At 37.4% G+C, this 26439-nt stretch carries 18 protein-coding genes; 13 read left to right on the top strand and 5 right to left on the bottom strand.

The genetic code is table 11. The annotated features are described in order from the left end of the window. Positions 1 to 144: 144 nt before the first annotated feature. The 9 genes from AC1VS3_RS08850 (at position 145) to yaaA (ending at position 14081) form a co-directional block, all read left to right on the top strand. Positions 145 to 3495: a SpaA isopeptide-forming pilin-related protein gene (locus tag AC1VS3_RS08850; protein ID WP_481275606.1), complete on the top strand. Its 3351-nt coding sequence runs from the start codon at positions 145 to 147 to the stop codon at positions 3493 to 3495. A gap of 2 nt (positions 3496 to 3497) precedes the next feature. After that, positions 3498 to 5060, top strand: coding sequence for an isopeptide-forming domain-containing fimbrial protein (locus AC1VS3_RS08845; RefSeq protein ID WP_008687382.1), 1563 nt, complete (start codon positions 3498 to 3500; stop codon positions 5058 to 5060). Further along, positions 5053 to 5895 (top strand): class C sortase, encoded by an 843-nt coding sequence (locus AC1VS3_RS08840; RefSeq protein WP_008687384.1) that lies wholly within the window; start codon positions 5053 to 5055, stop codon positions 5893 to 5895. Before AC1VS3_RS08845 ends, AC1VS3_RS08840 begins: the two co-directional genes overlap by 8 nt. Beyond that, positions 5879 to 6703: a class C sortase gene (locus tag AC1VS3_RS08835; RefSeq protein ID WP_008687385.1), complete on the top strand. Its 825-nt coding sequence runs from the start codon at positions 5879 to 5881 to the stop codon at positions 6701 to 6703. The genes AC1VS3_RS08840 and AC1VS3_RS08835 overlap by 17 nt, the downstream gene beginning before the upstream one ends. A 183-nt stretch (positions 6704 to 6886) precedes the next feature. Then, on the top strand, positions 6887 to 7870 hold the full coding sequence (locus AC1VS3_RS08830; RefSeq protein ID WP_008979490.1) for a diaminopimelate dehydrogenase: 984 nt from the start codon (positions 6887 to 6889) through the stop codon (positions 7868 to 7870). 242 nt (positions 7871 to 8112) lie between these two features. Then, the gene (locus tag AC1VS3_RS08825; protein WP_008687387.1) at positions 8113 to 9552 is read left to right on the top strand and encodes an amidophosphoribosyltransferase; all 1440 of its coding nucleotides are present in this window, start codon (positions 8113 to 8115) and stop codon (positions 9550 to 9552) included. Between the two features lie 316 nt (positions 9553 to 9868). After that, the gene (locus tag AC1VS3_RS08820) at positions 9869 to 12463 is read left to right on the top strand and encodes a translation factor GTPase family protein (RefSeq protein WP_008687388.1); all 2595 of its coding nucleotides are present in this window, start codon (positions 9869 to 9871) and stop codon (positions 12461 to 12463) included. Positions 12464 to 12684: 221 nt separating this feature from the next. Next, positions 12685 to 13191 carry a hypothetical protein gene (locus AC1VS3_RS08815; RefSeq protein WP_008687389.1) on the top strand — a complete coding sequence of 169 codons (507 nt, stop codon included), beginning with the start codon at positions 12685 to 12687 and terminating at the stop codon, positions 13189 to 13191. 131 nt (positions 13192 to 13322) lie between these two features. Beyond that, positions 13323 to 14081, top strand: a complete 759-nt coding sequence (gene yaaA, locus AC1VS3_RS08810) for a peroxide stress protein YaaA (RefSeq protein ID WP_008687390.1) — start codon at positions 13323 to 13325, stop codon at positions 14079 to 14081. Positions 14082 to 14329: 248 nt separating this feature from the next. Here the strand turns inward: yaaA and AC1VS3_RS08805 are convergent, their stop codons facing one another. Continuing rightward, positions 14330 to 15538 (bottom strand): FprA family A-type flavoprotein, encoded by a 1209-nt coding sequence (locus tag AC1VS3_RS08805; RefSeq protein WP_008687391.1) that lies wholly within the window; start codon positions 15536 to 15538, stop codon positions 14330 to 14332. Between the two features lie 14 nt (positions 15539 to 15552). Beyond that, positions 15553 to 17454, bottom strand: a complete 1902-nt coding sequence (locus AC1VS3_RS08800; protein ID WP_008687394.1) for an acyl-CoA dehydrogenase family protein — start codon at positions 17452 to 17454, stop codon at positions 15553 to 15555. 535 nt (positions 17455 to 17989) lie between these two features. On the opposite strand from AC1VS3_RS08800, the gene AC1VS3_RS08795 reads away from it, so the two are divergent. From AC1VS3_RS08795 to AC1VS3_RS08780, 4 genes are all read left to right on the top strand, one after another. Continuing rightward, positions 17990 to 18229: a hypothetical protein gene (locus AC1VS3_RS08795; protein ID WP_008687395.1), complete on the top strand. Its 240-nt coding sequence runs from the start codon at positions 17990 to 17992 to the stop codon at positions 18227 to 18229. A 374-nt stretch (positions 18230 to 18603) separates the two neighbouring features. Next, entirely contained in the window at positions 18604 to 19920 is a 1317-nt protein-coding gene (locus tag AC1VS3_RS08790) for a replication-associated recombination protein A (protein ID WP_008687397.1), read from the top strand. 180 nt (positions 19921 to 20100) lie between these two features. Further along, positions 20101 to 21051 (top strand): L-lactate dehydrogenase, encoded by a 951-nt coding sequence (locus AC1VS3_RS08785; RefSeq protein WP_008687399.1) that lies wholly within the window; start codon positions 20101 to 20103, stop codon positions 21049 to 21051. A gap of 352 nt (positions 21052 to 21403) precedes the next feature. Further along, a complete protein-coding gene (locus AC1VS3_RS08780) occupies positions 21404 to 22327 on the top strand; it encodes an isoaspartyl peptidase/L-asparaginase (protein WP_008687400.1) in 924 nt (307 codons plus the stop codon). Between the two features lie 263 nt (positions 22328 to 22590). Here AC1VS3_RS08780 and AC1VS3_RS08775 read toward each other — a convergent pair whose 3' ends face one another. The 3 genes from AC1VS3_RS08775 to AC1VS3_RS08765 form a co-directional block, all read right to left on the bottom strand. Further along, positions 22591 to 23061: a nitroreductase family protein gene (locus AC1VS3_RS08775; protein ID WP_481275607.1), complete on the bottom strand. Its 471-nt coding sequence runs from the start codon at positions 23059 to 23061 to the stop codon at positions 22591 to 22593. Positions 23062 to 23344: 283 nt separating this feature from the next. Next, positions 23345 to 24756, bottom strand: a protein-coding gene (locus AC1VS3_RS08770) for an IS3 family transposase (RefSeq protein ID WP_119957509.1) whose coding sequence is annotated in 2 segments (ribosomal slippage) — positions 23345 to 24250 and positions 24253 to 24756 — 1410 coding nt in all. Because the reading frame shifts where the segments join, the coding sequence is not laid out codon by codon here. A gap of 101 nt (positions 24757 to 24857) precedes the next feature. Then, positions 24858 to 26243, bottom strand: coding sequence for a polysaccharide deacetylase family protein (locus AC1VS3_RS08765; protein ID WP_008687408.1), 1386 nt, complete (start codon positions 26241 to 26243; stop codon positions 24858 to 24860). Between the last annotated feature and the right edge of the window lie 196 nt (positions 26244 to 26439).

Here is a 26439-nt window from a genome sequence, read left to right as displayed (position 1 = left end):
CTGCATCTGAATAAGATGCAGTAGTAATGTTAAATATCAACGATACAGCACACTATTTTAGGCTGGTATGACCCTTATTTTTCCAAAATTGAACCTGGTGATACATTTGGAAACAACGTATTTCATATAGGGGAAGAGGACTTTATGATCCAAGGGGATGAAGCACAACTAGAAACACCATATTTTATCACCCATGTATTAGTGAAATATCCAAGGAAAGATGCAATCAAAAATTCGCTATATAAAAATAAGGTGTTTGCAAAAGTTATTGATTTATATCCTAATGAAATGCCTACGCTCGATCAGGAAAAAAGTGCTGATGCAAGTTACAGTTATGTAGATTTTAACTTTAAATACCCTGAAGGGAACAGTTGGATTAATAAGGGATTTCATAATTATATATGTTGGGGCGGCAACGCACCGGGTTTCTTCAATTTAATGGAACAAGCTCATATAAATGATGAATTACCTGAATTACAGGGGCATTGGGCGAATGAAATGACAACGGATGGAGGTATTTATACCAAAGGCGATGGATTGCCTGACAATGTTTTGGATAGTTATGGGAAAAAGAGCTATAAAACCGAATTAGTAGATGATTTTGTTACATTAGAGGATGAGCGACTGCAAGAGAACGATTATGTATTTAGCGCTGTGCATGTGGTTATCAATGAGTTTGATATGACGGCGAATGAGGATATAGGAGGCTATCTATTTAATGAAAATACGGAATATGGGAATTGGGAACCTGCTGATCTATATGGTAGAAAAAGCTTTGATGGTGAATGGATAAAATTAGGAAAGTTTATATGTGTTGGCAATAAAATATTTAATTTTATAGATAACGATGGTAAAGTATTTGAAAACATTGATAGAAATAATACAGTAAAATTGCCAGCAGGGATTATTGCATTGAAATTAGAACACGAATCAAAATATTTTAAAAACAAATTGAATTTAGATATTCGCATTCAATTAAGAAAAACCGCCCATGTTGCTAGTCTGATTGAGGGAAAAGATTCGATTATGCTCTATAACATAAATTCGGGCAGAATATTTGATAGTAATGGGAAATGGGTAAACCAGAAAAATACCCTTACCATTGAAGGCTCTGAAAAAATAAAAGAACAGATGATAGAAAGAGATAAAGCAGAATATTGTATGGAAGGTGCGTTAGGAAATCATAGCAAAGCTTGGGTTCTTTTAGAAGGTTATCCAACAACCAGCAATATGCAGAAAGAAATAGTTAAAACGACAAATGATACAAAAAATCAACAATACGATATTGAGTATCAGAGCTATGCATATGAGGCAGCATATTCAAATTATGCCGATCCCTTTGATGAAGCATCAGATAATGGAACGCTCAAAGAACAAAAGTCAGGAACGTTTTATGATTTATTACCAAAAGGAATGTATGTAGATGTAGGAAAGATTAAAGTGACTACTGTATATCGACAGGGTGGTACTACTTTTTTACCAGATAAACCATGTGATTTTACGGTACAAATAAAAGAAAATTGGAAGAACTCCGGAAGAACCATGATGATCATTCAGGTAAGTATGAAACCAGGTGAAAAAAATAGTATAAAATATACAAATATTCAACCTAATGGCTGGGAATGGGAAAGTGGTTTTCTGTTACAATATCATGGGTATTATCCTTGGGAATCTTGTTTTGATTTTGGAAGAAATATAAGCAATAGTATTGCCTACAAATCTGGTAATGAAAGTATAACAAATGGCTATCCGGATATGCCGGATGCATTATTTTCTGATCAAAAATGGTTCATTGATATCGACGAAGATGGAAAAGCGGGGGAAAGTGCTCAGAAAGATACTTTGTATGCTTCTGTTTCGACGAGTCTTACAGGGGATACATTTTCAAAATTAGGGTTCTTTAAGTCTGTGAAAAACCAACAGGAATTGAAATATGCAGCTTCCACAGAAGTATTAACGGGCGATAGCTATAGTTATCGTTTACAGTATTCTTCACAAGATACAGCGAAAGCTAATAATTTAGTTTTATTTGATGTTTTGGAAAATAATGCTGGAGAAAGAGAACATTGGAAAGGAACTTTACAAAGTGTTGATGTGTCATCGGCGCTTCGTAAAGGTGTGGATGCTAAGGTTTTATATTCCATGAAAAAAGATATCATATTATCTCATGATGATGCCGGTTTAAAAGGGGATGCCAATATTGAAGATGAGACAATATGGAGTGCAGAAAAACCAGCGGATATGTCAAAAGTTACAGCAGTTGCTATTGATATGCGTAATACCGTAGAAGGAACGCCGTTTGTATTAGAATCACAGCAACAAGTCTCTGCGATTCTTCATATGAAGGCACCAATTGATATAATAAAGCAAGATATGGAAAAGAAGATATTGGCATACAATACCTCATGGGTAAATGCAAACACACAGGTTTCCAATGTTGAGTGGCAAGATTCTTTATTAGAAACAACGGAAACAACGGTGGCTATACGTGAACCTGAAATGGAAATCCATAAAACATCAACACCTGCCTCCGGAACTCAGGATCATCCGGCAAAGGTGAAAAAGCATGATGAAATCAACTATGATATCAGTGTAAAAAATGGGGAAACATCTTTCTTATTGAATGCTATTAAGGTGGAGGATATCCTGCCTTCAGGATTGGATATCCAATTGGATGCTATTGCGTGGTATTTGGGTAATGATTCCACAAAACAGCAACTTGTGAAAGATTCGCAATTTGTAGAGGTGATGCAAGATGCTAAAAACAAACAGAAGCTGATCTTTACAATTGAAGCGCTGCAGGCTGAGCAAGAGCTCCATTTTGTCATTCCTACCAAAGTAACTGATAATGGCGATGATACTCTATTTGTAAATACGGCGAAAATCATCGAGGTTCATCAGCATTCTTTTGAAAAAGAAAGCGAAACAACGTATCACGAATTGGATATTACAACAGCCGATTTCTTGTTTTATAAAATAGATGAAGAGGGAAATAAGTTGGCAAATGCGAAGTTTGCTGCATATGAGCTGAATTGTAAGAGTGATGCGCATGATCATGCAAAAGATATAGTAAAGCTTGATCAAGATGGCAACGTAGTATCGAATGATCCATGTTGGAAAAAACGTTCAATCGCTATATCGCAGGAAAGTGATGGCAGTGTCAAGTTAACCGGTTTAAATATAGAAAAACAGTATCGTCTTGTAGAATATATGGCACCAATCGGTTATGTACTACCAGCAGGGCAATGGATGTTGGCATACGATACACAACAAAAGGCTTTTCAAATTACAGGTAGTTTGGATAATCCTCCTGCTTTTGAAAGAAAAGAAGATGAATCTTTTGAACTCATGAATTATCGATTAAAAGAAATACCGATCACAGGAAGTATCGGCTATGATGAACACCTTTATCTGCTTGGATTAGGATGTATTTTCTATGGTAGTCTGCTGTTTTGGAGAAAAAAGAAAAAATTAAAGGAACGTGGAGGAGAATGAAAATGAAAAATAAATGGTTAAAGCGAGTCCTGACAACCATGGTTGCCATAGGGATGGTACTCATGACACAAACAAGCAATGTTTCTGCTGAAATCAGTGCAGACAGTAAGGTTCAAGTAACCATAACTGGTGTTGAAAATGGTACCGAATTGTCAATGTATAAGATCATTGATATACAGATAGAAAATGGTGCTCCCAAAGCGCCGGTATATACATGGGTGACTGGCGTCCAAAATTGGGTGAAAGACAATTATCCTAGTTATATAGGAGAGAACCATGAGGTGACAACAGAATTCAAGAATTTGCTTGAGGATGTGGAAAAAGCAAAAAGCTTTTATGAAAAAATGGCGGCAGAAATTCATCGCTCACCTTCAACGATCGCGATAACAGCAGCGAAAACGGCTACTGCCAGTGCGCCTTCTGTTACGTTAACGGATATTGGCTTGGGATATTATCTGATTTGCGCAAAACATGGTGTAGAACAGGTTTATACACCTACAGGTTTCAATATAGCACCAGTCGAAGAGGAAGGGACATGGAGTGTGAATGATCAAACGGTTACTATGAAATCTTCAACTCCGACAATTGTTAAAACGGTTATTGATCCAACGGATACGACGGTAGCTATTACAGATAGCGTCTGCTATCAGCTGACAGCTCAAATTCCGACATATCCAGAAGATGCCAGTGCTATCACTTTTGCAATCGGTGATAAATTATCAGAAGGATTGACTTTAAAGCCGGATACGATTGCCGTGAAGGAGGCTAGTGGAAAAGAAATAGCCGCAACCAATTACGACGTTAAGAAAGATCCTGGAAAAACGGCTAAGCTAACTGATTATACATTTGAAATAGTATTCAAAGAAGCTTATATAAAAGCGAATCCTATGTTAAACGTACAGGTTACTTATGATGCTGAGGTTAATGATAAAGCCTTAACGATGGACGCATTAAAGAATATTGCCTATATTGGATATAATCACGATCCTTATGATACACAATCTTATAAAGAAAAAACGACAGAAAAATTGGTATATACTTATGGGATTAAGGTATTGAAGGTCGGCGAAAGCGGAACTGATATTTTAAAGAATGCAGAATTTACGTTATCTAAAGATGGTACTTCATTGAAGTTTAAAAAAGCAACAGATGGTTCTTATGTTATCAATCCAAAGGGGGATACTGTTTTAACAGTAGGAACTGATGGGCATTTTACGATACAGGGTATAGATGAAGGAAGTTATGTCTTAAAAGAAACAAAGGTTCCGGATGGTGGCTATGTATTACCGAATGGAGATATAACGATAGCGTTAAAAGATAAAAATGGGAATGGAAGTTTAGAACAAGATGAGGTAACATTAACAACAAAAGGGACTTATGAATTAGAAGGAACCGTGGAACTAGAAACGAATAAAGTAGTAATGAAAGTAAAAAACAGCAAAGCAAAAGATATGCAACTGCCAATTACAGGGGGAGCTGGAACCGTATTGTTTAGCATAGTCGGAATTGTCTTTATGCTTGGTGGTGTCCTTGTGATTGTAAGAAATAGCAAGCGACATGCATAAGAAAAGAAAATGGTCGGCCTTCCTGGTACCTGTGCTATTTATAGCGATAGGTGCCGGGATTTTCCTTTATCCTCATATCAGTAACTGGTATATGGAAGAGCAGCAAAAAAAAGTGATTCATCAATATCAGACAAGCATAGCTCGTGAGAAACAAGAGGACATACAGAAGTTATGGAAAGCCGCTATTACATATAATGAAAATCTTTCCGGTGACCCGGTACATGACCCTTTTGTGAAAGGTAGCGGCTATGTGCTTCCAAAGGATTATGAAGAAGTTTTAAATGTCAATCATGACGGTGTGATGGGCCATTTAACTATCGGTAAAATCAATGTATCTTTACCTATCTATCATGGTTGTGGTGAAGAGGCCTTGAAAAAAGGGGCTGGACATTTGGAAGGAACCTCACTACCGATTGGAAGAAATAGCCAGCATGCAATTTTATGTGCTCATCGAGGTTTACCAAGTGCATTACTGTTTACTAAGTTGAATGAGTTGGAAAAAGGGGATTCCTTTCGCATAACGGTATTAGATAAAACTTTTTTCTATGAAGTAGATGAGATACGCGTAGTAAAACCCAAAGAAGTCGAAAAATTGCGCATCATAAAAGGTAAGGACTATGTAACTTTAATGACATGTACACCATATGGAATAAATACGCATCGCTTGTTAGTAAGAGGCAAACGCGTACAAGCCATCCATGAAGTGGATGTGACATCGCAAGAAAAAGAGAAAACGGAAAACCTATGGATAATAGGTGGAGGCATCATCATATTGCTTAGTTTGGTATGCGTTTTAAAATTGAGAAAGAAGGCAAAGCATGAACAAGGGACGTAACTATCTACTTGCCGCAATCATGGTAGTAGGAGGACTGCTTATTTGTCTGTATCCCAATATTCAAACACAGCTGCGTAAACATCAGATAGCTCAGGTCATTCAACAATTTGAAAATGACAGTGTTACAGATAGGGAAGAATGGTATCAAAAGATGGTTAGATATAATAAGCGATTATGTCAAGAAGGTCAAATAGGTGTGCAGGATGCATGGAAGAGTAAGACGAATCGTACAGATGAAACGGTAATTGGTATTATGCGAATACCAAAGATGCAGCTAAATCTTCCTATATATCATGGAGCAAGTGAAGAGCATTTACGGAAAGGGTTAGCATTACTTAACAATACAAGTATGCCCTTAGGCCAAGCTTCCGCAAACAGTGTGATTGCAGGGCATCGAGGCGGATATGAAGGGGAAGCGATGTTCAAAGATATTGAAAAATTAGTAAAGGGAGATCGTATTTATATAAGAAATCATTGGGAAACCTTGCAATATGTCGTTATGAAGACAGAAATCATCGAACCTAATGAAATCGAGAAAGTATGGATTCAGGAAGGCAAGGATATGATTACTTTGATTACCTGCCACCCATATCCGACCAATAAACAGCGCTATCTTGTTTATGCACAACGGGCTAGCAAGGATCATGAAGAAACAAAAACGCCTACTACAAAACAACCAGCAAGTACGGCATCACAAAAACGAATCGAGAAGGAACGCTTATGGAATCGCTTGGCTATCGGAATGGGTTTTGGTATCTGTATTTTCCTTGGTTTTTCTTTCTTGCATTACAAACGGAAGCATCGCTAAAAGATAGATACCATCTGCATAACCTGAATAATTTCAGGCGTTTGGTGTATGCATACATTGCGTCTTCATAATGCATTGAAAATAGTGCTTCATATATTTTCAGAAAATATTGTAATAAAAATGAAATTAAACCTATACTGTTGTTTCAAAAAATGGTAAAATAGTGGCTGTAAGGAAGGAGCAATGCATATGAAAATAGGAATTGTAGGATATGGCAACCTTGGAAAAGGTGTCGAATGTGCAGTTACAAACAGCAAGGATATGGAGCTTATCGGTGTTTTTACGCGTAGAGAGCCATCAACATTAAAGACATTGACCCAAGCACCAGTCTATTCCATGGATTGCATATATGAGAAAAAGGATGAAATTGATGTTTTAATCTTATGTGGAGGCAGTGCTAACGATTTGCCTAAACAAACCGCTGAACTGGCTAAACATTTTAATGTCATTGATAGTTTTGATACACATGCAAACATACCGGAACATTTTGCTATGGTGAATTCAGCAAGTATGGAAGGCAAGCATATCAGTATAATTTCTGTTGGCTGGGATCCGGGCTTATTTTCATTAAATCGTTTGTATGGACAGGCGATTTTGCCACATGGCCATGATTATACCTTCTGGGGGAAAGGGGTATCTCAGGGACATTCTGATGCGATACGACGCATAGAAGGTGTACAAGATGCCCGACAATATACGATTCCTGTAGAAGGAGCAATGGAAAAAGTACGCAATGGTGAGCATCCGGTGTTGAGCGCTCGTGAAAAACATACACGGGAATGTTTTGTCGTGGCCAAAGAAGGTGCAGATCTTGCGCGTATTGAAGAGGAAATCAAAACGATGCCCAATTACTTTGCGGATTATGATACGACCGTGCATTTTATCACACAGGAAGAATTGAATGCGCATCATAAAGGCATTCCACATGGCGGAGTTGTCTTACGCAGTGGTACCACAGGATTGCACGATGAGCATAAACATGTGATAGAGTATAAACTAACGTTAGATTCAAATCCAGAATTCACGTCAAGTGTGTTAACCGCATATGCCAGAGCAGCCTATCGTTTAGCCCAAGAGGGACAATACGGCTGTAAAACAGTATTTGATATTGCGCCAGCCTATTTGCATGAGGCAAGTGGTGAAGAATTACGAAAAAAGCTATTATGATCTTACACAGGATAGAAGAATTCTATCCTTTTCTTCTGCATGTGCTTTTAAAGTCATAAGAATTGGCATAGTAAATTAGTGTGTGTCTTTCAAGAAAGGCAGTATGAAGAAGATAAATTTTTATATTTCTGTGAAGATGTAAGCATTCCCATGAAAAAATTATATTTTCTATATTCATTCATGAAAAAATAAGGTAAAATATACACGTATTACAAAAAGAGAGAGTTTAATTGGAGGTAATTATGAGTGGTTTTTTTGGTGTAGCATCGAAAGAAGACTGTGTATTAGATGTATTTTTTGGCGTTGATTACCATTCCCATCTGGGAACAAGACGTGGTGGAATGGCGATTCACGGTGATAAAGGTTTTGGAAGAGCAATCCATAACATAGAGAATTCACCATTTCGTACAAAGTTTGAGAAAGATATTGAAGAATTCAGTGGGAATATCGGCATTGGCTGTATTTCTGATAACGAAGCGCAGCCATTATTGGTAAAATCACATTTAGGTTCCTTTGCGATTACCACGATCGGACGTATCAACAATGTCCAGGAGTTGCAAGATTTGTGTTTTGAAAAAGGGGTTACGCATTTCTTAGAAATGAGCACAGGAGAAGTGAATCCTACCGAACTTGTGGCATCTCTTATCAATCATAAAGATACGATCGTCGAAGGTCTGCGATATGTACAAGATGTTGTAAAAGGCAGTATGAGCATTCTGTTAATGACTTCAGAAGGTATTTATGCCGCTAGAGATCGTGTAGGAAGAACTCCGATTGTCATTGGTGAAAAAGAAACAGGTTTTTGTGCAACCTTTGAAAGTAGTGCCTTCCTTAACTTAGGGTATCATCATTATCGTGATTTAGGTCCCGGGGAAATCGTTTTTATCACGCCTCAGCGTATTGAAGTAAAACAGAAACCATTGGAAAAGATGAAAATTTGTAGTTTCTTATGGGTATATTATGGTTATCCTACCTCTACGTATGAAGGTGTCAATGTAGAGTGTATGCGTAATCGCTGTGGCGAACTGTTGGCAAATCGTGATGATGTAGAAGTTGACAGTGTAGCAGGTGTTCCTGATTCAGGGATTGCTCATGCCGTGGGCTATGCCAATGCATCAGGTGTACCATTTGCACGTCCATTCATTAAATATACGCCAACCTGGCCACGTTCCTTCATGCCGACCAGTCAGAAACAGCGCTCAATGATAGCGAAGATGAAACTGATTCCGGTACAAGAAAAAATCAAAGATAAACGTCTGCTTTTGATAGATGATTCCATTGTTCGAGGTACACAGTTAGGTGAAACGACTGAGTTCTTGTATGAAAGTGGCGCAAAAGAAGTTCATGTTAGACCTGCATGTCCACCGATTATCTTTGGCTGTAAATATCTCAACTTCTCACGTTCTAAATCCGAGATGGATCTGATTACCCGTCGGGTGATTCGCAAACTGGAGGGTGACGATGTTTCTGATGAGGTATTAGCAGAATATGCCAATCCAGACAGTGATCGTTATAAAAAGATGTGTAGCGAAATCTGTCAACGTTCTAATTTCACATCATTGCGCTATCATCGCATTGACGATATGGTAAAGGCAATCGGTTTGGATAAATGTCAGCTATGTACCTATTGTTTTGATGGTGTAGAAGATGATAATGGAAAAGATGGCGAAGGCAAAGAATAAAGTTAAGGGCTGTGCAGATGCATAGCCTTTCTTCATCTTCACATCAATGTGTACCCAAAAGGAGCATAATGTATAAACTTTGTTTTCGGTTTTTAAAGGAAATGATATAATAGCTTGGGAATCATAAAGCAGTTTTAGAAATGTGCAGATGACACAAAAAAATAGTTTAAAAACCGTACAACTAGATCGAGGGATACCATGCATAAAGAAGAGAAAAATGTCCTGTATGTGATCAATTCAGCATACCGATATTACAGAATATAGAACACTGCAAGATGTAGCAGATAATGGGAAAAGATGATGAGGAGGTATTTAGATGGACAAACAGGAAAAAGATAACAACATGCATATTTGTGCAGGTCTGTTGGCTCATGTGGATGCCGGAAAAACAACGCTTAGTGAGGCAATGTTATATCGCAGTGGAAGCATACGAAACTTAGGCCGCGTAGATCATCAAAATGCATTTCTTGATTATGATGAGCTAGAAAGAAATCGGGGTATTACCATATATGCGAAACAGGCAGCTTTGCATTGGAAACAGCTTCATATGAATTTTGTGGATACACCTGGACATGTCGATTTCAGTGCGGAAATGGAGAGGACTTTAGCAATTTTAGATTATGCTATTTTGATTATCAGTGGCAGTGATGGGGTACAGGCCCATACGGAAACGATATGGCAGCTATTAAAGGCCCATCAGATACCTACTTTTGTATTTGTGAATAAAATGGATATTTCTTATCATAGTAAAGAAGAACTATTAAAAGAAATGAATCAGAAGTTAGATAGCCGTTGTATTGATTTCATGCAAGAGGATGCTAGTTTGATGGAAGATGTGTCGATGTGTGATGACGCATTAATGGAAGCGTATCTGACACAGGGAGTTCTTGAAAAAGATGCGATAAAGACAGCGATTGCGCAAAGAAAGGTGTTTCCCTGTTATTTTGGATCGGCATTAAAATTGGATGGTATTGATGCCTTTTTAGATGGTTTAAAAACATGGATCAAGCCAAAACAATATGGCGATACGTTTGGAGCCCGCATTTATAAAATCAGTCATGATGAACAAGGAAATCGGCTTGCCCATGTAAAAGTAAGTGGTGGTGTCCTGAAAGCGAAAATGAAGATCAGTGATACAGAAAAAGTAGATCAATTACGGCGGTATAGTGGCAATCGCTTTGAGGTGATTCAGGAAGCATTGCCTGGTGAAATCTGTGTTATCAAAGGGATACGTCAGCTGCAGGCAGGAGATGGTTTGGGCTTTGAGGAACATCATACAGAAGTGGAAAGTGTAGCCGCAATGAATTATCGAATGGTTTTACCTGCGAATACGGATGCTTTTGCGACGATGCGTAAATTAATTCCCTTAATGGAAGAAGATCCACAGTTACATATTACTTATTCAGAGATGAAAAAAGAAATACGTGTACAGCTAATGGGTGAAGTGCAGATGGAAATACTGAAATACACGATTGCACAGCGTTTGGGTCTTTCAGTAACGTTTGATGAAGGCATGGTGAATTATAAGGAAACGATAGAACAGGAAGTTGAAGGAGTCGGTCATTATGAACCATTGCGTCATTACGCGGAAGTTCATTTACTATTGGAACCACTTGCACCAGGCAGTGGTATCCAAGTAGATAGTATTGCTCCATTAGATAAATTGGATCGGCACTGGCAGCGACTTATTTTAAATCATATACAAGAAAAAGAACATCTCGGAGTATTGAGTGGATCACCAATAACAGATATGAAAATCACTTTATTATGTGGAAAAGCACATCTGAAACATACGGAAGGCGGTGATTTTCGGCAGGCGACATATCGTGCGATACGTCAAGGACTAATGAAAGCAAAAAGCGTTCTTTTAGAACCATATTATCGCTTTCATGCAGAAGTGACAGCGATGCATCTCAGCCGTCTCATCTATGATCTAGAGTCTATGAAGGCGCATTTTTCTATTTTGTCACAAGATGAGGATCTATGTATTTTAGAAGGGGAAGCTCCTGTTGCATGTATGCAATCTTACCAACTTGAATTGCGATCGTATACTGGCGGAAAAGGAAAATTAAGCTGTTTTCTGGATGGCTATCGTCCATGTCAACAGGCCGCTGATGTGATTTCACAAATTGGTTATGATGCACAACGTGATTTGGATAATCCATCCTCTTCCATATTCTGTATGCATGGCAGTGGCTATCAGGTATCATGGGATAAAGTAGAAGACTATATGCATTTACCATTACGTAGGCAATCTCCTTCTGAAACAAGTTTCAAACATGAAAATACAAAGGTTGATGAGAAAGAATTACAGCGTGTTTTTGAAAGTATTTATGGAAAGCCAAAGGATAAAAAACAACCGAAAAGGAAACCAGGGAAAGAAATACCTGCTACGGAAATCAAGACTCTGAAAATCTTACCAGAATGTCTATTGGTCGATGGTTATAATATTATTTATGACTGGGACGAATTGCGTGCATTGGCAAAAGATCAGATGGATGCGGCAAGAGATCGCTTGATTGATAAATTGAATAATTATCAGGGATATCGCAAATGTGAGGTAATCCTTGTCTTTGATGCGTATCGCGTGAAGCAATCAGCACAGACAATCAGAAAGCACGGAAATATACATGTTGTGTATACGAAAACTTCACAGACAGCGGATAACTACATCGAGATGGCTACACATAAGTTGGCAAAGGAGTATCGTGTCCGTGTCGCAACAAGTGATGGTTTGGAACAGCTAATTGTTATCGGTCAGGGAGCACAAAGAATTTCTGCCAGAGAATTTCAAAAAGAGGTCGAGGAACATCATCGAATTTCTTCACAAGAATATAAGCAACAACCCGTTTTCCGTCATCAAGCATTGACGGCTTTAAGGGAACAAAAAGATGTGAAAAAAGATAAGTAATGTATACCCTTACACATAATTTCTGGAAATATTTGTAAAAAAATTATCTATAAAAATGACATAAATATCTTAAAGTTTACATAAAGAAGAAAATATGCAAAAAAATACGAAAACTTTTAAAATTATTAGCAGAAAATAGAACATTATTTAGAATTTTATGATAGAATTATAGAGGATTTAGAAATACAAATGAGAAAGCAATTTGTGCAAGGAGCAGGACTATGAGATATCAATTTTCATGTAAGAACGTAAAAGACAAAAAGCAGTATTGGGAAGATTTTAAAAAGCAGTTAAAACCTGGGGATGAAATTAGTTTTAAAAAAATTGAACGTTTTGGATTTGGACTTTTAGACTTACAGGATAAGCTTACATTCTGTAAAGAGAACAACATTTCACTGTATGATGAATCTTATGGATTGACATTGAACAGTGAACGGGAATTAGCGATGTTTTACTTCACCTTATCATTGAAGAATGAAGATCATCGAGAAAAACAATTGCGCGGAATTAAAGATGCATTGCGCTTAAAAGAAGAAGGAAAAGGCGCATATGGTCGTCCGATTGCAGAGCTTCCAAAAGACTTTGAAGAAAAAATTATAACTTTAAAACGTGAGCATCGTCCGTTAGAGGCTTATCGGAAAGCTACGGGAATGAAAAAATCAACATTCTATAAATATGCCAAAATAATTCTTAGCAAATATCAGGATGATGATGAAGATGACGATTAAAAAACTGATGGAGACTCATCAGTTTTTTCATTTAAGTTCTTGAGTAACACCTCATTTAAATAATTTTATGTGTAAAGAATGATTAAGCCATGATTCCATTTGCTAATAGGCACGTAAGGAGGGATATGCAGATGATGATTTGCATTGCACCAGCGAAACGCATGCGCAATGATATCGCTTATTTAGACGCCCAGGGAACACCTAAGTTGCTAAAGGAAACCAAGCAATTGGCGAAGATTATGCAACAGCAGGATGTTAGTGCTTTACGTCATATTCTTTCCTGTAGTGAACGTATCGCCCAAGAAGCATATCAGATATTCCAAACTATGCAGTTAACACAAAATGTTGTACCGGCCCTGTTAGCCTATGATGGCATTCAATACACGTATATGGCACCGGATATCTTCAGTGATGAACAATTTGCCTATGTGCAAAAGCATTTGCGTATCTTATCTGGTTTTTATGGTGTCTTAAAACCACTGGATGGTGTAGTGCCTTATCGTCTGGAAATTAACAGTCTTTTACGTACAGACACCTTTTGCAATCTCTATGCCTTTTGGCAAGATAAGCTCTATCGTGAACTTATCCAAGAATCCTCTGTCATCGTTGATCTGGCAAGTGCGCAATATAGCCGTTGTATCACACGCTACAAACGTGATGCTATACGGTATGTGAAATGTCGCTTCATGGAAGAAACGAAGGATACTTTAAAAGAAAAAGGTGTCTATGTCAAAATGGCAAGAGGCGAAATGGTGCGTTATATGGCAGAGCACCAGATTACCGATATCGAGGATATCAAGCAGTTTCAAGGTCTTGGCTATCGTTTTCAAGAAGCCTTATCCAGTAGTGAAGAATTTATTTTTACCAGAGCATTTCCCAGGAAAAAATAAAGAGGATTTATAAGATGAGAGTTTTAATATTAGGTCCTCTCATATGTTTACTCGTACTTCTTAGCGTCTTCAAATAAAACAGGATAACATCAAGATGTAAAGACAATTTAGGATATGCCTTAACATATAAGAAAAGAAGGAAACAGATATACCATTTCCTTCTATTTTTATTATCTTTCTTCCCTATGTGTTTTGTAACAGTATTGATCGTTTCCTTATCAATACCATCCCACCTGCATGTGGAAGATCTATGCTTCTTTCATGGAATCAAGGATGCTTTCTACTAAATTATCAACTTCATTTGCATTGTTGTCATTTAAGGCAGAAATCATATTGACTTCACTGTTAAGAATGCTCATCTGTTTCATCTCTTCATCCAAGAATTCTTTCATCAAAGAACCGGATTTTGGTGCCCAAGAACCATTTTCAATGATACCTACGGTACGCTTCTGTAGATTTAATGCCTTCATATGCATCAGATAATCATGCATTACCGGATAAATACCTAGATTATAGGTAACACTTGCTAAAACGATATGACTATATTTAAAGGTTTCACTGATGAGGTAGGATACATGGGTATTTGATACATCATATAAGGCAATGTTGGTCATGCCTTTTTCTGCCAGTTTCGCAGCTAATACCTGAGCAGCACTTTCAGTATTTCCATACATAGACGCATAAGCAATCATCACACCGCATGTTTCTGGTTCATAACGACTCCATTTATCATATTTATCCAATAGATAGCCAAAGTCATTGCGCCATACCGGTCCATGTAGCGGACAGATATAGTGGATATCCAAGGTGGAGGCTTTCTTTAACAAGGCTTGTACATGTGGACCGTATTTACCAACGATGTTGGTATAATAGCGACGAGCATCATCAATCCAATCACGGTCAAAGTTCACTTCATCATTAAACAGTTTGCCATCTAAGGCACCAAAGGAGCCAAAGGCATCGGCAGAGAAGAGAATGCCATCGGTTGTATCAAAGCTAACCATTGCTTCCGGCCAATGGACCATAGGAGCTTCCACGAAGACGATGTTATGTTTACCGAAGCGAAAGGAATCGCCTTCTTTCACAGTCATGGTCTTATCATCAACATCAAAGCCAAACTGATGCATCAACATGATACTTTTCTCTGTGGAAATGATGGTAACATTTGGATAACGCAACAAGATTTCTTCAATGCTGGCACCATGATCAGGTTCCATATGATTAATTACCAAATAATCTAAGTCACGGCCATCTAATACATGTTCCACATTTTCTAAGAACTGACGGCAGATGGACCAATCTACGGTATCAAAGAGAACGGTTTTTTCATCCAGCAGCAAATAGGAGTTATAGGATACGCCGCGAGGAATCGGATGAATATTTTCAAATAGTGCTAAGCGATGGTCATTACCGCCTACCCAATACAGATCATCTACAACTTTTCTTACACAATACATACGTCTTTTTCCTCCTATTCAATCTCGATGAAGTTTTCTTTTTCTTCACCGCATTCTGGACAAATCCATTCTTCTGGTAGTTTATCAAAGGTTGTTCCTGCAGGTACATCACTTGCCGGATCGCCGATTTCCATATCATATTCATAGCCGCAGCCACTGCAGATATAGCGTTTATAAGAAGGTCCTTCTTTCTTGATAAATGGACGTTTCATCTTCTTCATTGGTGGAGCCGGCTGTTTTACACCCGTATCCAAAGCTTCCGCTAACAAAGGTAAGATTTCCATCAAATCACCTACAATACCATAATCGGCATTCTTAAAGATTGGAGCGTTTGGATTGTTGTTGATGGCAACGATGGTTGTCGCATCCTTAATACCTTTTAAATGCTGACCGGCACCGCTAATACCACAAGCTACATATAGATTGCCGCTAAACTTCTGTCCACTCATACCAACATAGCGATTTAATGGCACATATTTCAAAGTTTCCGCAACCGGACGAGATGAACCAATCGCAGCACCTAGTGATTTAGCAGCTTCTTCAATTAATTTCATGTTTTCTTTTGCCCCAATACCTTTGCCGGCACTGATCACACGTTCCGCATCGACGATTGGAGTATCCATCGCAATACCTACACTGAAATCATAACCATCTTTCTTCAATGCTTCAACTAGTTTTGCGACTTGTTCTTTTGGTGTGCCATCACGGAAGATCATTTTCTTACGTTCACCGGTAATGGATGTTTTTTTCCGTTTTGCCTTACCATCTTTTTTCATCTTACCGATGATATGGGACGCAATAACAACACGCTGAATCTCATTGGTACCTTCATAGATTGTACAGATTTTCGCATCACGATAAGCACGTTCGACTTCCATACCCTTTAAATAGCCACTTCCGCCAAAGATCTGTAAAGCATCATTGACAACCTCTAAGCAGATGTCTGAGGTATATTGTTTAGCCATAGCACTCTCCATGCCATAAGGTTCATGGGCTTCTTTTAATTCAGCAGCACTGTAAACAAGGAATCTAGCACAGCGTAATTTGGTTGCCATATCAGCTAGTTTAAAGGAAATTGCCTGTTGTTGGGCAATTGGTTTGCCAAACTGAATACGCTCTTTTGCATATTCTAAAGCATGTTCATAAGCACCCTGAGCAATACCTAATGCCTGTGCAGCAATTCCGATACGACCGCCATCAAGCGTAGCCATTGCAATCTTAAAGCCTTGTCCTTCTTTACCTAACAGGTTTTCTTTTGGTACTTTTACATTATTAAAGATTAATTCCGCAGTGGAAGAAGAGCGAATGCCCATCTTATCGTAATGATCTCCAAAGGTGAAGCCTTCCCATCCTTTTTCAACGATGAAAGCAGAGATACCATGTGTTCCGGCATCCGGATTTGTTGAGGCAAAGACAACATACGTATCAGCTACCGGCGCATTGGTAATAAAGATTTTACCACCGTTTAAGATATAATGATCACCCTCTAATACTGCCGTTGTTTCTGTTCCACCTGCATCACTACCGGCATTTGGTTCTGTTAACCCAAAAGCACCAAGTTTTTCACCCTTTGCTAAAGGTGTTAAATATTTCTGTTTTTGTTCTTCATTACCAAACGCAAAAATTGGATAGCTTCCTAAAGATACATGTGCTGATAAGATGACACCGGTTCCTCCATCAACTCTGGATAATTCTTCTACTGCAATCGCATAGCTTAAGACATCTGCTCCTGCACCGCCATATTCTTTGGGATAAGGCAAACCCATCATTCCCATGTCGGCAAATTTGGCAATTGCTTCGCTAGGGAATTCATTTTCCTTATCTAGCAAAAAGGCAATTGGCTTTACTTCGCTTTCCGCAAATTCGCGTACTTTTTTCCGTAGGTCTTCTTGTTTCTTGGTTGTTTGAAAAAGCATGTACATTTCCTCCTTATTTACACAATGCCAGTCATGAAGAGCTTCATGAGCAACCATAGGTTGAGAATTACATTTAATTAAAATTAAGAATTAAAATGAAATGTATTCTCACTTTCTGGTTATACAATATCAGAATGTAAGCGCTTTGTATAGCGATATGCACCAGCGAATTTTTCTTATGACAAAGTATGAAGATTTGGTGGTATTAGAATGCTGCTATTAAATTCTTATTAGGTAAGGCAGTGTTCATTTTATAACCGATAGATCGTTTTACTACTTGAATGAAAGTATAAGAACAATTACCACACAGGAACGAATAACCGATTCCCTATGAAAGTAGGAGAGCAATTATCCAAACAGGAGCTAACCATATGAAAGTATGAGAACAATTACCATTACAGGCACCAGTTGACCATTTTTTAAAAGCATCGTTTCTTTTTTGTTCAGGCGAATGCAACAGCGAGTTAACAGGCAGAATAATTGACAGTGAGGAATTAGTTTCGTATTCTATAACCGATGAAACAGGAGGATTCCTATGTTAGAAAGAAACGGTGTAGTATATTATATTCTTGGCTCACATATTCAATGCGGTAAAGTGAGCGATATCAAAATAGAGAAGGGAGAGCTTTTTTTTCTGATTGATACGTATGTCCTATGCGATGAGGATAATTGGATCGCTGAGGAAGAAATTGGCAAGAGTGTGTTTTTTACGGAAGTAGAAGCGCAACAACATTATGGAAGTGGTCATAGCTTGCCTACCTGTTGTTGTGGATGAGGAAGATGATGAAGGTGAATGAAAAGTAGAAGGGTTGATAAGTAGAAGGGTTGATAAGTAGAAGGGTTGATAAGTAGTTGGGAAAAGAAAAAGTCCTAAAAGATGAACGTAAAGATGAAGATGAAAATAAAGAATTTGTTGTTATGCAGGGAGGAAACGGTAGCTTAGGCAAAAGGAAGAAAACGGTATGAGAAACTTGCATGATATAGAATGAGCGATAGCGTAAAAAAGATTTCTGATAAGAAAAAGGTTTTTGGTCGTAAGAAAGCAATTTAACTAATCTAGGATGTGAAAGAATTGTGACATGAGTTTAGCTGGCACGTAAGCTTTCGCTAAAATGTGCTATAATGAAAGCAGTTAAGGAAGTGATGTGCATGGAACAAGAATCCTTGTTTTATCAGGATTTACAAGATCCTTTGGCAAGTCGATTACGACCACAGAGCTTAGAAGATTATGTAGGGCAAAAACATCTGATTGGTAAAGGAAAGGTCCTATGGAATCTAATTGAAAAAGATCAAGTAACCAGTATGATTTTCTGGGGTCCACCCGGTGTTGGTAAGACAACTTTGGCTAGGATCATCGCTCATAAGACACAATCCCGCTTTATTGATTTTAGTGCTGTCACAAGTGGCATACGAGAAATCAAACAAGTCATGAAAGAAGCAAGTGATGCCAGAGCGTTTGGAAAACGAACTATTTTATTCGTAGATGAGATTCATCGTTTTAACAAGGCACAACAGGATGCTTTTTTACCTTATGTGGAAAAAGGCAGCATCATCTTAATTGGAGCGACAACGGAAAACCCTTCCTTTGAGATTAATTCTGCCCTCTTATCGCGATGTAAAGTATTTGTTTTAAAAGGTTTGGAAACCAGTGATTTAGTGGAATTATTACAACATGCGTTACAGGATGAAAAAGGCTTTGGAACTTTAAATGTGCAGATGGAAGATAGCATGTTGGATATGATTGCCCAGTTTGCCAATGGAGATGCCAGAGTCGCTTTGAATACCTTGGAAATGGTCGTATTGAATGCGGAAAAAACAGATGAAGGGTATCTTGTCACAAAAGAAACGCTGGAGCAGTGCATCCATCAAAAATCCTTATTGTATGATAAAAAAGGGGAAGAACATTATAATCTAATCAGCGCTTTGCATAAATCCATGCGCAACAGTGATGTGCAGGCAGCTATTTACTGGCTTGCACGTATGTTAGAGGCTGGAGAAGATCCATTGTATGTGGCAAGAAGATTGGTACGCTTTGCCAGTGAGGATGTTGGTATGGCTGATAGTCGGGCACTAGAAATCTGTGTGGCGGCATATCAGGCATGTCATTTTATCGGGATGCCTGAATGCAGTGTACATCTGACACATGCTGTTACTTATTTATCCTTAGCACCTAAAAGCAATGCTTTATATATGGCTTATGAACATGCGAAAGAAGATGCTTTAAAGATGATTAGTGAACCAGTACCACTACAAATTCGCAATGCGCCGACTAAATTAATGAAGGAACTTCATTATGGGGAAGGATACCAGTATGCGCATGATTATGAGGATAAGCTGACAACCATGCAATGTTTGCCACCTACTTTACAGGGAACGATTTATTATGAACCCACCATGCAAGGTTCTGAGAGTAAGGTCACTGCACGTATGAAGCAGATTGAGGAATGGCGCAAGAAGCATAAGTAATATATAAAAAATATGGCATAAAAAGGAAGAATAGGTCATTTTCTGCATGAAAAAGGGAAATCATTAATATGTTCTTTCCGTTAGAAACATGCTATACTTGTGTTAGTTAAAGATAACATCATAAAGACACTGTGTATGGTTTTAAAAATCATGGACATAGTAAAAAAGGAGGACTTGAATATGAATGAGAAAAGAAAATTAGTATTGGTAGGTACCGGCTTTGTCGGTATGAGTATGGCATACAGCTTCTTAAACACTGGCGGTATTGATGAATTGGTTTTGATTGATGTTAATCATGATAAAGCTGTAGGAGAAGCGATGGACTTACAGCATGGACTTCCTTATGCACGTGGAAAAATGACGATCAAAGCTGGTGGTTATGAAGAATGTAAAGATGCAAGCATCGTTGTGATTACAGCCGGTGTTACGATGAAGGAAGGCGAAAGTCGTCTGGATATTGCGGCCAAAGACACGATGATCTTAAAAAGCGTGACTGAAAACATCATGAAATCAGGCTTTGATGGTATTATTGTAGTTGCCAGCAATCCGGTTGACAGCATGACCTATGTTGCTCAAAAAGTAAGTGGTTTACCAAAAGAAAGAGTTATTGGTTCTGGTACGATCTTAGATACTGCCAGATTGCGTTATCTGATGAGTGAATATCTGGATGTATCTTCCAGCAATATTCATGCCTATATTATGGGAGAACATGGAGATTCCAGTTTTGTACCTTGGACAAATGCCTATGTTGGATGTAAGAATTTATTAGATATTCTGGATGAACAAGGTAAAGACTTAAGTGATCTGCATGAAATTTATACACAGGTACAGCAGGCTGGTTATGAAATTATCAAACGGAAACGTTCTACGTATTATGGAATCGGGCTTTCTTTGAATCGTTTGGTGCATGCTATCTTGGACGATGAAAATGTGATCTTAACAATTTCTGCATATCAGGAAGGTGAATATGGCCAGGAAGGCTTATATATTGGTGTTCCTGCTATTATCAACCGCAAAGGTATTCGTGAAATTGTAAAATTAGAATTAAATGAAGTTGATCAGGCAAAATTTGATGCTAGCTGTGAAACATTGCGCAGCATCAACACAGGAACGATTGACCCATTGTTATAATTGATGTGCTCTCTTGGCAAACGTTAGCAGCGTTTGAACGGAGAGCTTTTTCTTTCTTTATGGGAATCTAAAATTTCTTAGTAAAAGGCAAAAAGGACATTCGATAGCTATACACATGCCATCATAAAGGTATAGCGCATAGGGGGGATAAGAAGGCGTGTTACTTTCTCTATAGGAGTAATTTGTGTAAGGATGAAGCATCTCATCTAGTTTCTGATGTCAATTGTAACTTTGCAAGTGTATGGATTTATGCTATGATAACAGCGTTAAAATGGTAAAAGGTTATTGTTAAAAAGCAATGGTAAGGCCTTTTACAATCGTGATAAAGTAGTATGAAAAGGGGTAATCGAAGATGAATAAGGCAATGATTTCGACATGGAAAATGTCGTATGATGGAATGCTGAAGGCAAAAGATATATTGCAGCAGGATGGCTCTGTACAGGCGGCAATCTTAGCTGCTATTCAGGATGTAGAAGCTAGAGAAGAATTTATCTCTGTTGGACATGGCGGTTTGCCGAATGCGCAGGGACATGTGCAGTTGGATAGTGCTTATATGAATGGAAATACGCTTGGTTTTGGTGGTATCATCGAAGTTGAAAATGTTGAAAGTCCAATTGCGGTAGCGGCTAAGCTAAGTGATTATAAAGTAAATTGTTTACTGTCAGGCAAGGGTGCGGAGGCCTTTGCACAAGAAGAAGGTTTTGCTTTTCAAAATCACATGACGCCTCAAAGTAAAAAACGATGGCAAGATAAACAAAAAGAAGACATGGAATTAAAAGCATATGAAGGACATGATACAGTTTGTGTGCTAGGAAAGTGTCAGGATGAGCTAGCAGCAGGAGTATCTACCAGCGGATTGTTTATGAAACATGAAGGACGTGTAGGAGATTCTCCAATCATCGGTTCCGGTTTTTACAGTGATGCCCTGTATGGAAGTGCTGCAGCTACCGGATTGGGAGAAGATATCATGCGTGGATGCTTATCCATTCGCATAGTCGATGCCATGGCAGCAGGTATGTCTGTACAAGCAGCCGTCGATACAGTATTAGATGCACATGTAAAACGCATGCAGATGGCCAATCGTACCTGTGATGCGATCAGTGTGATTGCTATGGATAAGGATGGGAATTGTGGCGCTTCCACAAATATTTCAGAATTTCCATATGTTGTCATTCAAGAAGATGACATCAAGTTAATGGTTGCGACTTATCAAAATGGAAAGCATGACAACTTTGAAGCAGATGCCGCATGGATAAAGCAATATACCGGAGATTAGGTATACATGCGCAAAAAACAGATTTAAAGCTTTTAGGTATGCTGAAAGCTGATTGGAAATGATATAAGCAATAAGAAAAAACGTAGCATGAAAAGATATGATCACTTCTAAGTAGACAACGTAAATAAAGAAAACGTTGTCTATAAAAGAAATGATGTGCTACGTTTTTTTAAACACTTTTTTATATCTTTTTTTCTTTTTGTCATCTTTTCAATCATGAAGGGCTTATTAGAAATCAGTTGAAAGAAATGCTTACATAAACACTATCGATAATAGCTAACCTTTTCAGGATCATACTGATCAATTCTTGTCTTATCTTCTGCACTGTATCCAACAGCAACGACAGCAACAGGCAATAGATGATCTTTTAAATGGAAATACTCTTTAAACTTGCTAATGCGCTCTTTTGAAGGGCCAACAGCACACCAACAAGTGCCAAGGCCTTGATGCACACCTTCAATCAACATATTTTCAATGGCAGCGGCAGCATCTACATACAAATATTCATCGACTGGATTTGCGTTGCGATCTCCCATAACGAGAATCGCACAATAGGCTTCTTTCATCATCCCGGTATAAGGCTGAAGCTCTGTCATATGATTTAATGTTTCTCTATTCGTGATGACTAGAAAACGCCAGCTCTGTGTGTTTCTGGCCGTTGGTGCATTCATGGCAGCTCTTAACATTTCTTCTAATTTTGCTTGTTCCACTTCACGATTTTGATAATGGCGAATACTAACACGATTAAATAGTTCCTCTAATATAACATGATGCCTCCTTTTCTATCAGTATAGCACAGAAATGAGAAACATGTATCGCGAATGCATGGTTGATGATAGTATCGTATGATAGAGGAGAAAAGCGATGTTGAAAAAAGCAATTGTCATGATGATTCATAGGAAGATTTTGTTTCTTTACTTGTTCACATCATGATGATATTGAATATGCATAATGTATGAAAAAAAGAGTTCCTGTGAAGTGAACCCAATTATTTGGACAAAAAGTAAATAAGCTAAATCAAGTAGTTAATAAGGATTGATTTCTGTATTGTACAGGAGTTAATCCTTTTAATTTGGTTGTTATTCTCTGAGTATTATAATACGTAATATATTCTTCCATGGCAAGTTCTAATTCTTCTAATGTTTTATATTCATATTCATGTCCATAAAACATTTCATTCTTCATCTTACCAAAGAAATTCTCCATAGGAGAGTTATCTAAGCAATTTCCTTTACGTGACATGGATTGAATAATCCCTTTCTCTTCTAGGCTTTTATGATAAACTTCCATTTGATATTGCCATCCTTGATCAGATTGAAAGATTAATCCATTAAGGTTTAGATGTTTGTCAAATGCTTGATCAAGCATGTCCTTTGTTTGTTTAAAATTAGGACTTTTCGATATGCTGTAGGATATGATTTCACGATTATGTAAATCGATGATTGGGGATAAATACAGTTTACCTGCTCCTATATGAAATTCAGAAACATCTGTCGACCATTTCTGATTGCACCGTGTTGTTTCAAAATTTCTCTCATAATAAGTTTTGTGATTTTCTTTATCGATAACTTGTGTAAGCAGTTGGTTTTTTACAGTGCCATTCATATCACCTTTATAAGACTTGTATTTTGCTTTTGGTGTAACGCCATATAAGCCCATCACAGACATCAACCGTTTTACCTTCTTATGATTCATCATAAACCCTTTATTTATCAATTCTAGCGTGATTCTGCGGTATCCATAACGACCTTTATGTGTATAGTAGATATCAATAATAGTGTTCATAACTTTATCGTTCTTCATATCCTTATTGGTCTTAGATAAAGTATAATAATATGTAGATCTTTTCAGTCTTGAAATATGTAGAAGAATACGAATTGGGTATTTACGCTGTAATTCAAAAACAACCGCTACTTTTTCTTTGATTGTTGATTCTTCCTTGCCTGAATTACAGCTCTCAATTTTTTTAAATATTCATTCTCCGCTTCTAAATATAAATTTTTATCTTCAAGATATTTAATCTTTTCCTCTGGTGTCATATCTTTATAATCTTTATTTACAATGTTTTTCTTTGGCATAGTTGGAGGCCTTCCTTTTTTCCTCTCTACTATAACATATCCATTCTCTTTATACGACTTAATCCAATTAAATAATATACCATCTGAAGATAGTCCATACTCAATTGCAGTGGACATAATCGTGTGATGTTGATGTAAGACTTTGTTTATGATTTCTTCTTTTAATAAAGGAGAGTAGTGCCTATTCTTATCTTTCCTTAGAATATCTTCACCATGTTCATCTATTAGTTTTATCATGTAATATATATTACCCTTAAGAACAGAATATTCTTTTGACAATGATTTTAAGTTTTCTCCTTGCTTTCTTCTTTTATATATTTCTATTTTTTGTTCTCTTGTAAGTTTTGACATTTAAAAATGAACCCCTTTCATTTGATTGTCCAAACTTTGGGGTTCATTTCACTGTGTTGGAACTCTTTAAAGAATCAAAGATTAATTGAATAAGGTGAGTATTACTTTCCTACATTGGAAGTAATCACAATATTATGCATTCGCTCATTATTGTAAGCCGTTAGATATTTACGATCTTGTTTCATCAAGGTATCAATTGTCACAAATTGAAAACCTTGTGCATCCAATTCTTTTAACACCTTTTTAACACCTTCTACAGTCTCTTTATGAATATCGTGCATTAAGACAACTTCATAACCAACGGAAGCCCCTTTTTTAATAATACTTGTCATCATTTCCGGATTATGATTTTGCCAATCCAAGGAATCAATATCCCAACCAACCATATCTAAACCACATACGGAATCCAATGTATTACCAATTGCTCCATAAGGCGGACGGAAATAGCGAGGCTCAAAGCCGGTCGCTTTAAAGATGACATCATTTGGTTTATAAACTTCTTCACTTACTTGTTTTTTGGTTAACGTATTTGTTACAGCGATACCTTGTGAATGATCCCAAGAATGGTTACCAACTTCATGTCCGCGTTTATATACTTCTTTTACTAAATCTGGATTCAGATCCGCATTTTGTCCTAACATGAAGAAAGTTGCTCGTCCACCATATTTTTCAAATTCATCCATAATCGCTTTCGTATTTTCACTAGCCGGTCCATCATCAAAGGTAAAGGCAATTAATTTCTTTCCTTCTTTCACAGCCGGCTGCGCAGCTGGGATGATAGGATCTTTCATATAATAAGAAGGAATTTTAGCATTTGTCAAAGCTATGTATGGTTTATGATCTTCATAAACAACATCTAATGTTTTTGATGCATTTGCGTCAAAATAGAAGGAGACTTTCTTATCCTGCAAAATGAAGCTGTTCAAATTTGCAATTTTTATCTGATCTTCTTTAAAACCATTTTCTTTTGCCAGTTTTTTCAGCATCACAATATAATCACGGCGTAAAACATCTTTTACATCCATTAATTTTTTACGCTTAATATCGTAATTATAAGATACGTCTTCTTTCTTTAAGACTTTATCATTTTCATCTTTAATAACTTGATGGAAAGTTAATGTGATATAACTGTCATATAGCAGTTTACTGTCATAATCCACCATAATATATTGCATGCCGCTATGCTTTTTATCTACTTTTACATGTTTTTTCCGATAGTTAGCGACAAGATCATTCATCACTTTTTCTTGATATTCAGGATAATGTACAGATAGATAATAAACATCTTCTTCCTTCTGACTATCATGTTGCAATTCCCCATATAATTTAGTCTTTTCGTTATAAGCATCATATTTTTCATATGGATTGGTTGCTAACATCTTGATCCCCACAAAGATTCCAGCCACAATAACGATGATCCCGGCCATAATAATTGCCAAACGATCCCATCGTATGTGACTTCTTCTGCTTTTTTTATATTGTGTCATGTAAATCCTCCTGTACCCTATAGTTTTTCATATTTTCTTCATTATATCAGACATTTGTCGAATTAGGTAAAATTCTGACTGACTATTTTTGCATTCATATTGGCATGAAAAAGCTTTTTTGCATGTTGTTGTCTTAATAGAAATGTAAGAAAAGACATCTTTATTATGACATATATTTTTATAATTTTCTCTTAAC

The sequence above is a fragment of the Longicatena sp. genome, assembly GCF_982403165.1.
This window is presented reverse-complemented; position numbering and strand designations above follow the sequence as displayed.

Bases quoted from the DNA above. Each gene is read 5' to 3' on its own strand.
- AC1VS3_RS08850 (WP_481275606.1), top strand. From the start codon at position 145: ATGATCCAAGGGGATGAAGCACAACTAGAAACACCATATTTTATCACC.
- AC1VS3_RS08845 (WP_008687382.1), top strand. From the start codon at position 3,498: ATGAAAAATAAATGGTTAAAGCGAGTCCTGACAACCATGGTTGCCATA.
- AC1VS3_RS08840 (WP_008687384.1), top strand. From the start codon at position 5,053: ATGCATAAGAAAAGAAAATGGTCGGCCTTCCTGGTACCTGTGCTATTT.
- AC1VS3_RS08835 (WP_008687385.1), top strand. From the start codon at position 5,879: ATGAACAAGGGACGTAACTATCTACTTGCCGCAATCATGGTAGTAGGA.
- AC1VS3_RS08830 (WP_008979490.1), top strand. From the start codon at position 6,887: ATGCATATGAAAATAGGAATTGTAGGATATGGCAACCTTGGAAAAGGT.
- AC1VS3_RS08825 (WP_008687387.1), top strand. From the start codon at position 8,113: ATGAGTGGTTTTTTTGGTGTAGCATCGAAAGAAGACTGTGTATTAGAT.
- AC1VS3_RS08820 (WP_008687388.1), top strand. From the start codon at position 9,869: ATGGACAAACAGGAAAAAGATAACAACATGCATATTTGTGCAGGTCTG.
- AC1VS3_RS08815 (WP_008687389.1), top strand. From the start codon at position 12,685: ATGAGATATCAATTTTCATGTAAGAACGTAAAAGACAAAAAGCAGTAT.
- yaaA (WP_008687390.1), top strand. From the start codon at position 13,323: ATGATGATTTGCATTGCACCAGCGAAACGCATGCGCAATGATATCGCT.
- AC1VS3_RS08805 (WP_008687391.1), bottom strand. From the start codon at position 15,538: ATGTATTGTGTAAGAAAAGTTGTAGATGATCTGTATTGGGTAGGCGGT.
- AC1VS3_RS08800 (WP_008687394.1), bottom strand. From the start codon at position 17,454: ATGCTTTTTCAAACAACCAAGAAACAAGAAGACCTACGGAAAAAAGTA.
- AC1VS3_RS08795 (WP_008687395.1), top strand. From the start codon at position 17,990: ATGTTAGAAAGAAACGGTGTAGTATATTATATTCTTGGCTCACATATT.
- AC1VS3_RS08790 (WP_008687397.1), top strand. From the start codon at position 18,604: ATGGAACAAGAATCCTTGTTTTATCAGGATTTACAAGATCCTTTGGCA.
- AC1VS3_RS08785 (WP_008687399.1), top strand. From the start codon at position 20,101: ATGAATGAGAAAAGAAAATTAGTATTGGTAGGTACCGGCTTTGTCGGT.
- AC1VS3_RS08780 (WP_008687400.1), top strand. From the start codon at position 21,404: ATGAATAAGGCAATGATTTCGACATGGAAAATGTCGTATGATGGAATG.
- AC1VS3_RS08765 (WP_008687408.1), bottom strand. From the start codon at position 26,243: ATGACACAATATAAAAAAAGCAGAAGAAGTCACATACGATGGGATCGT.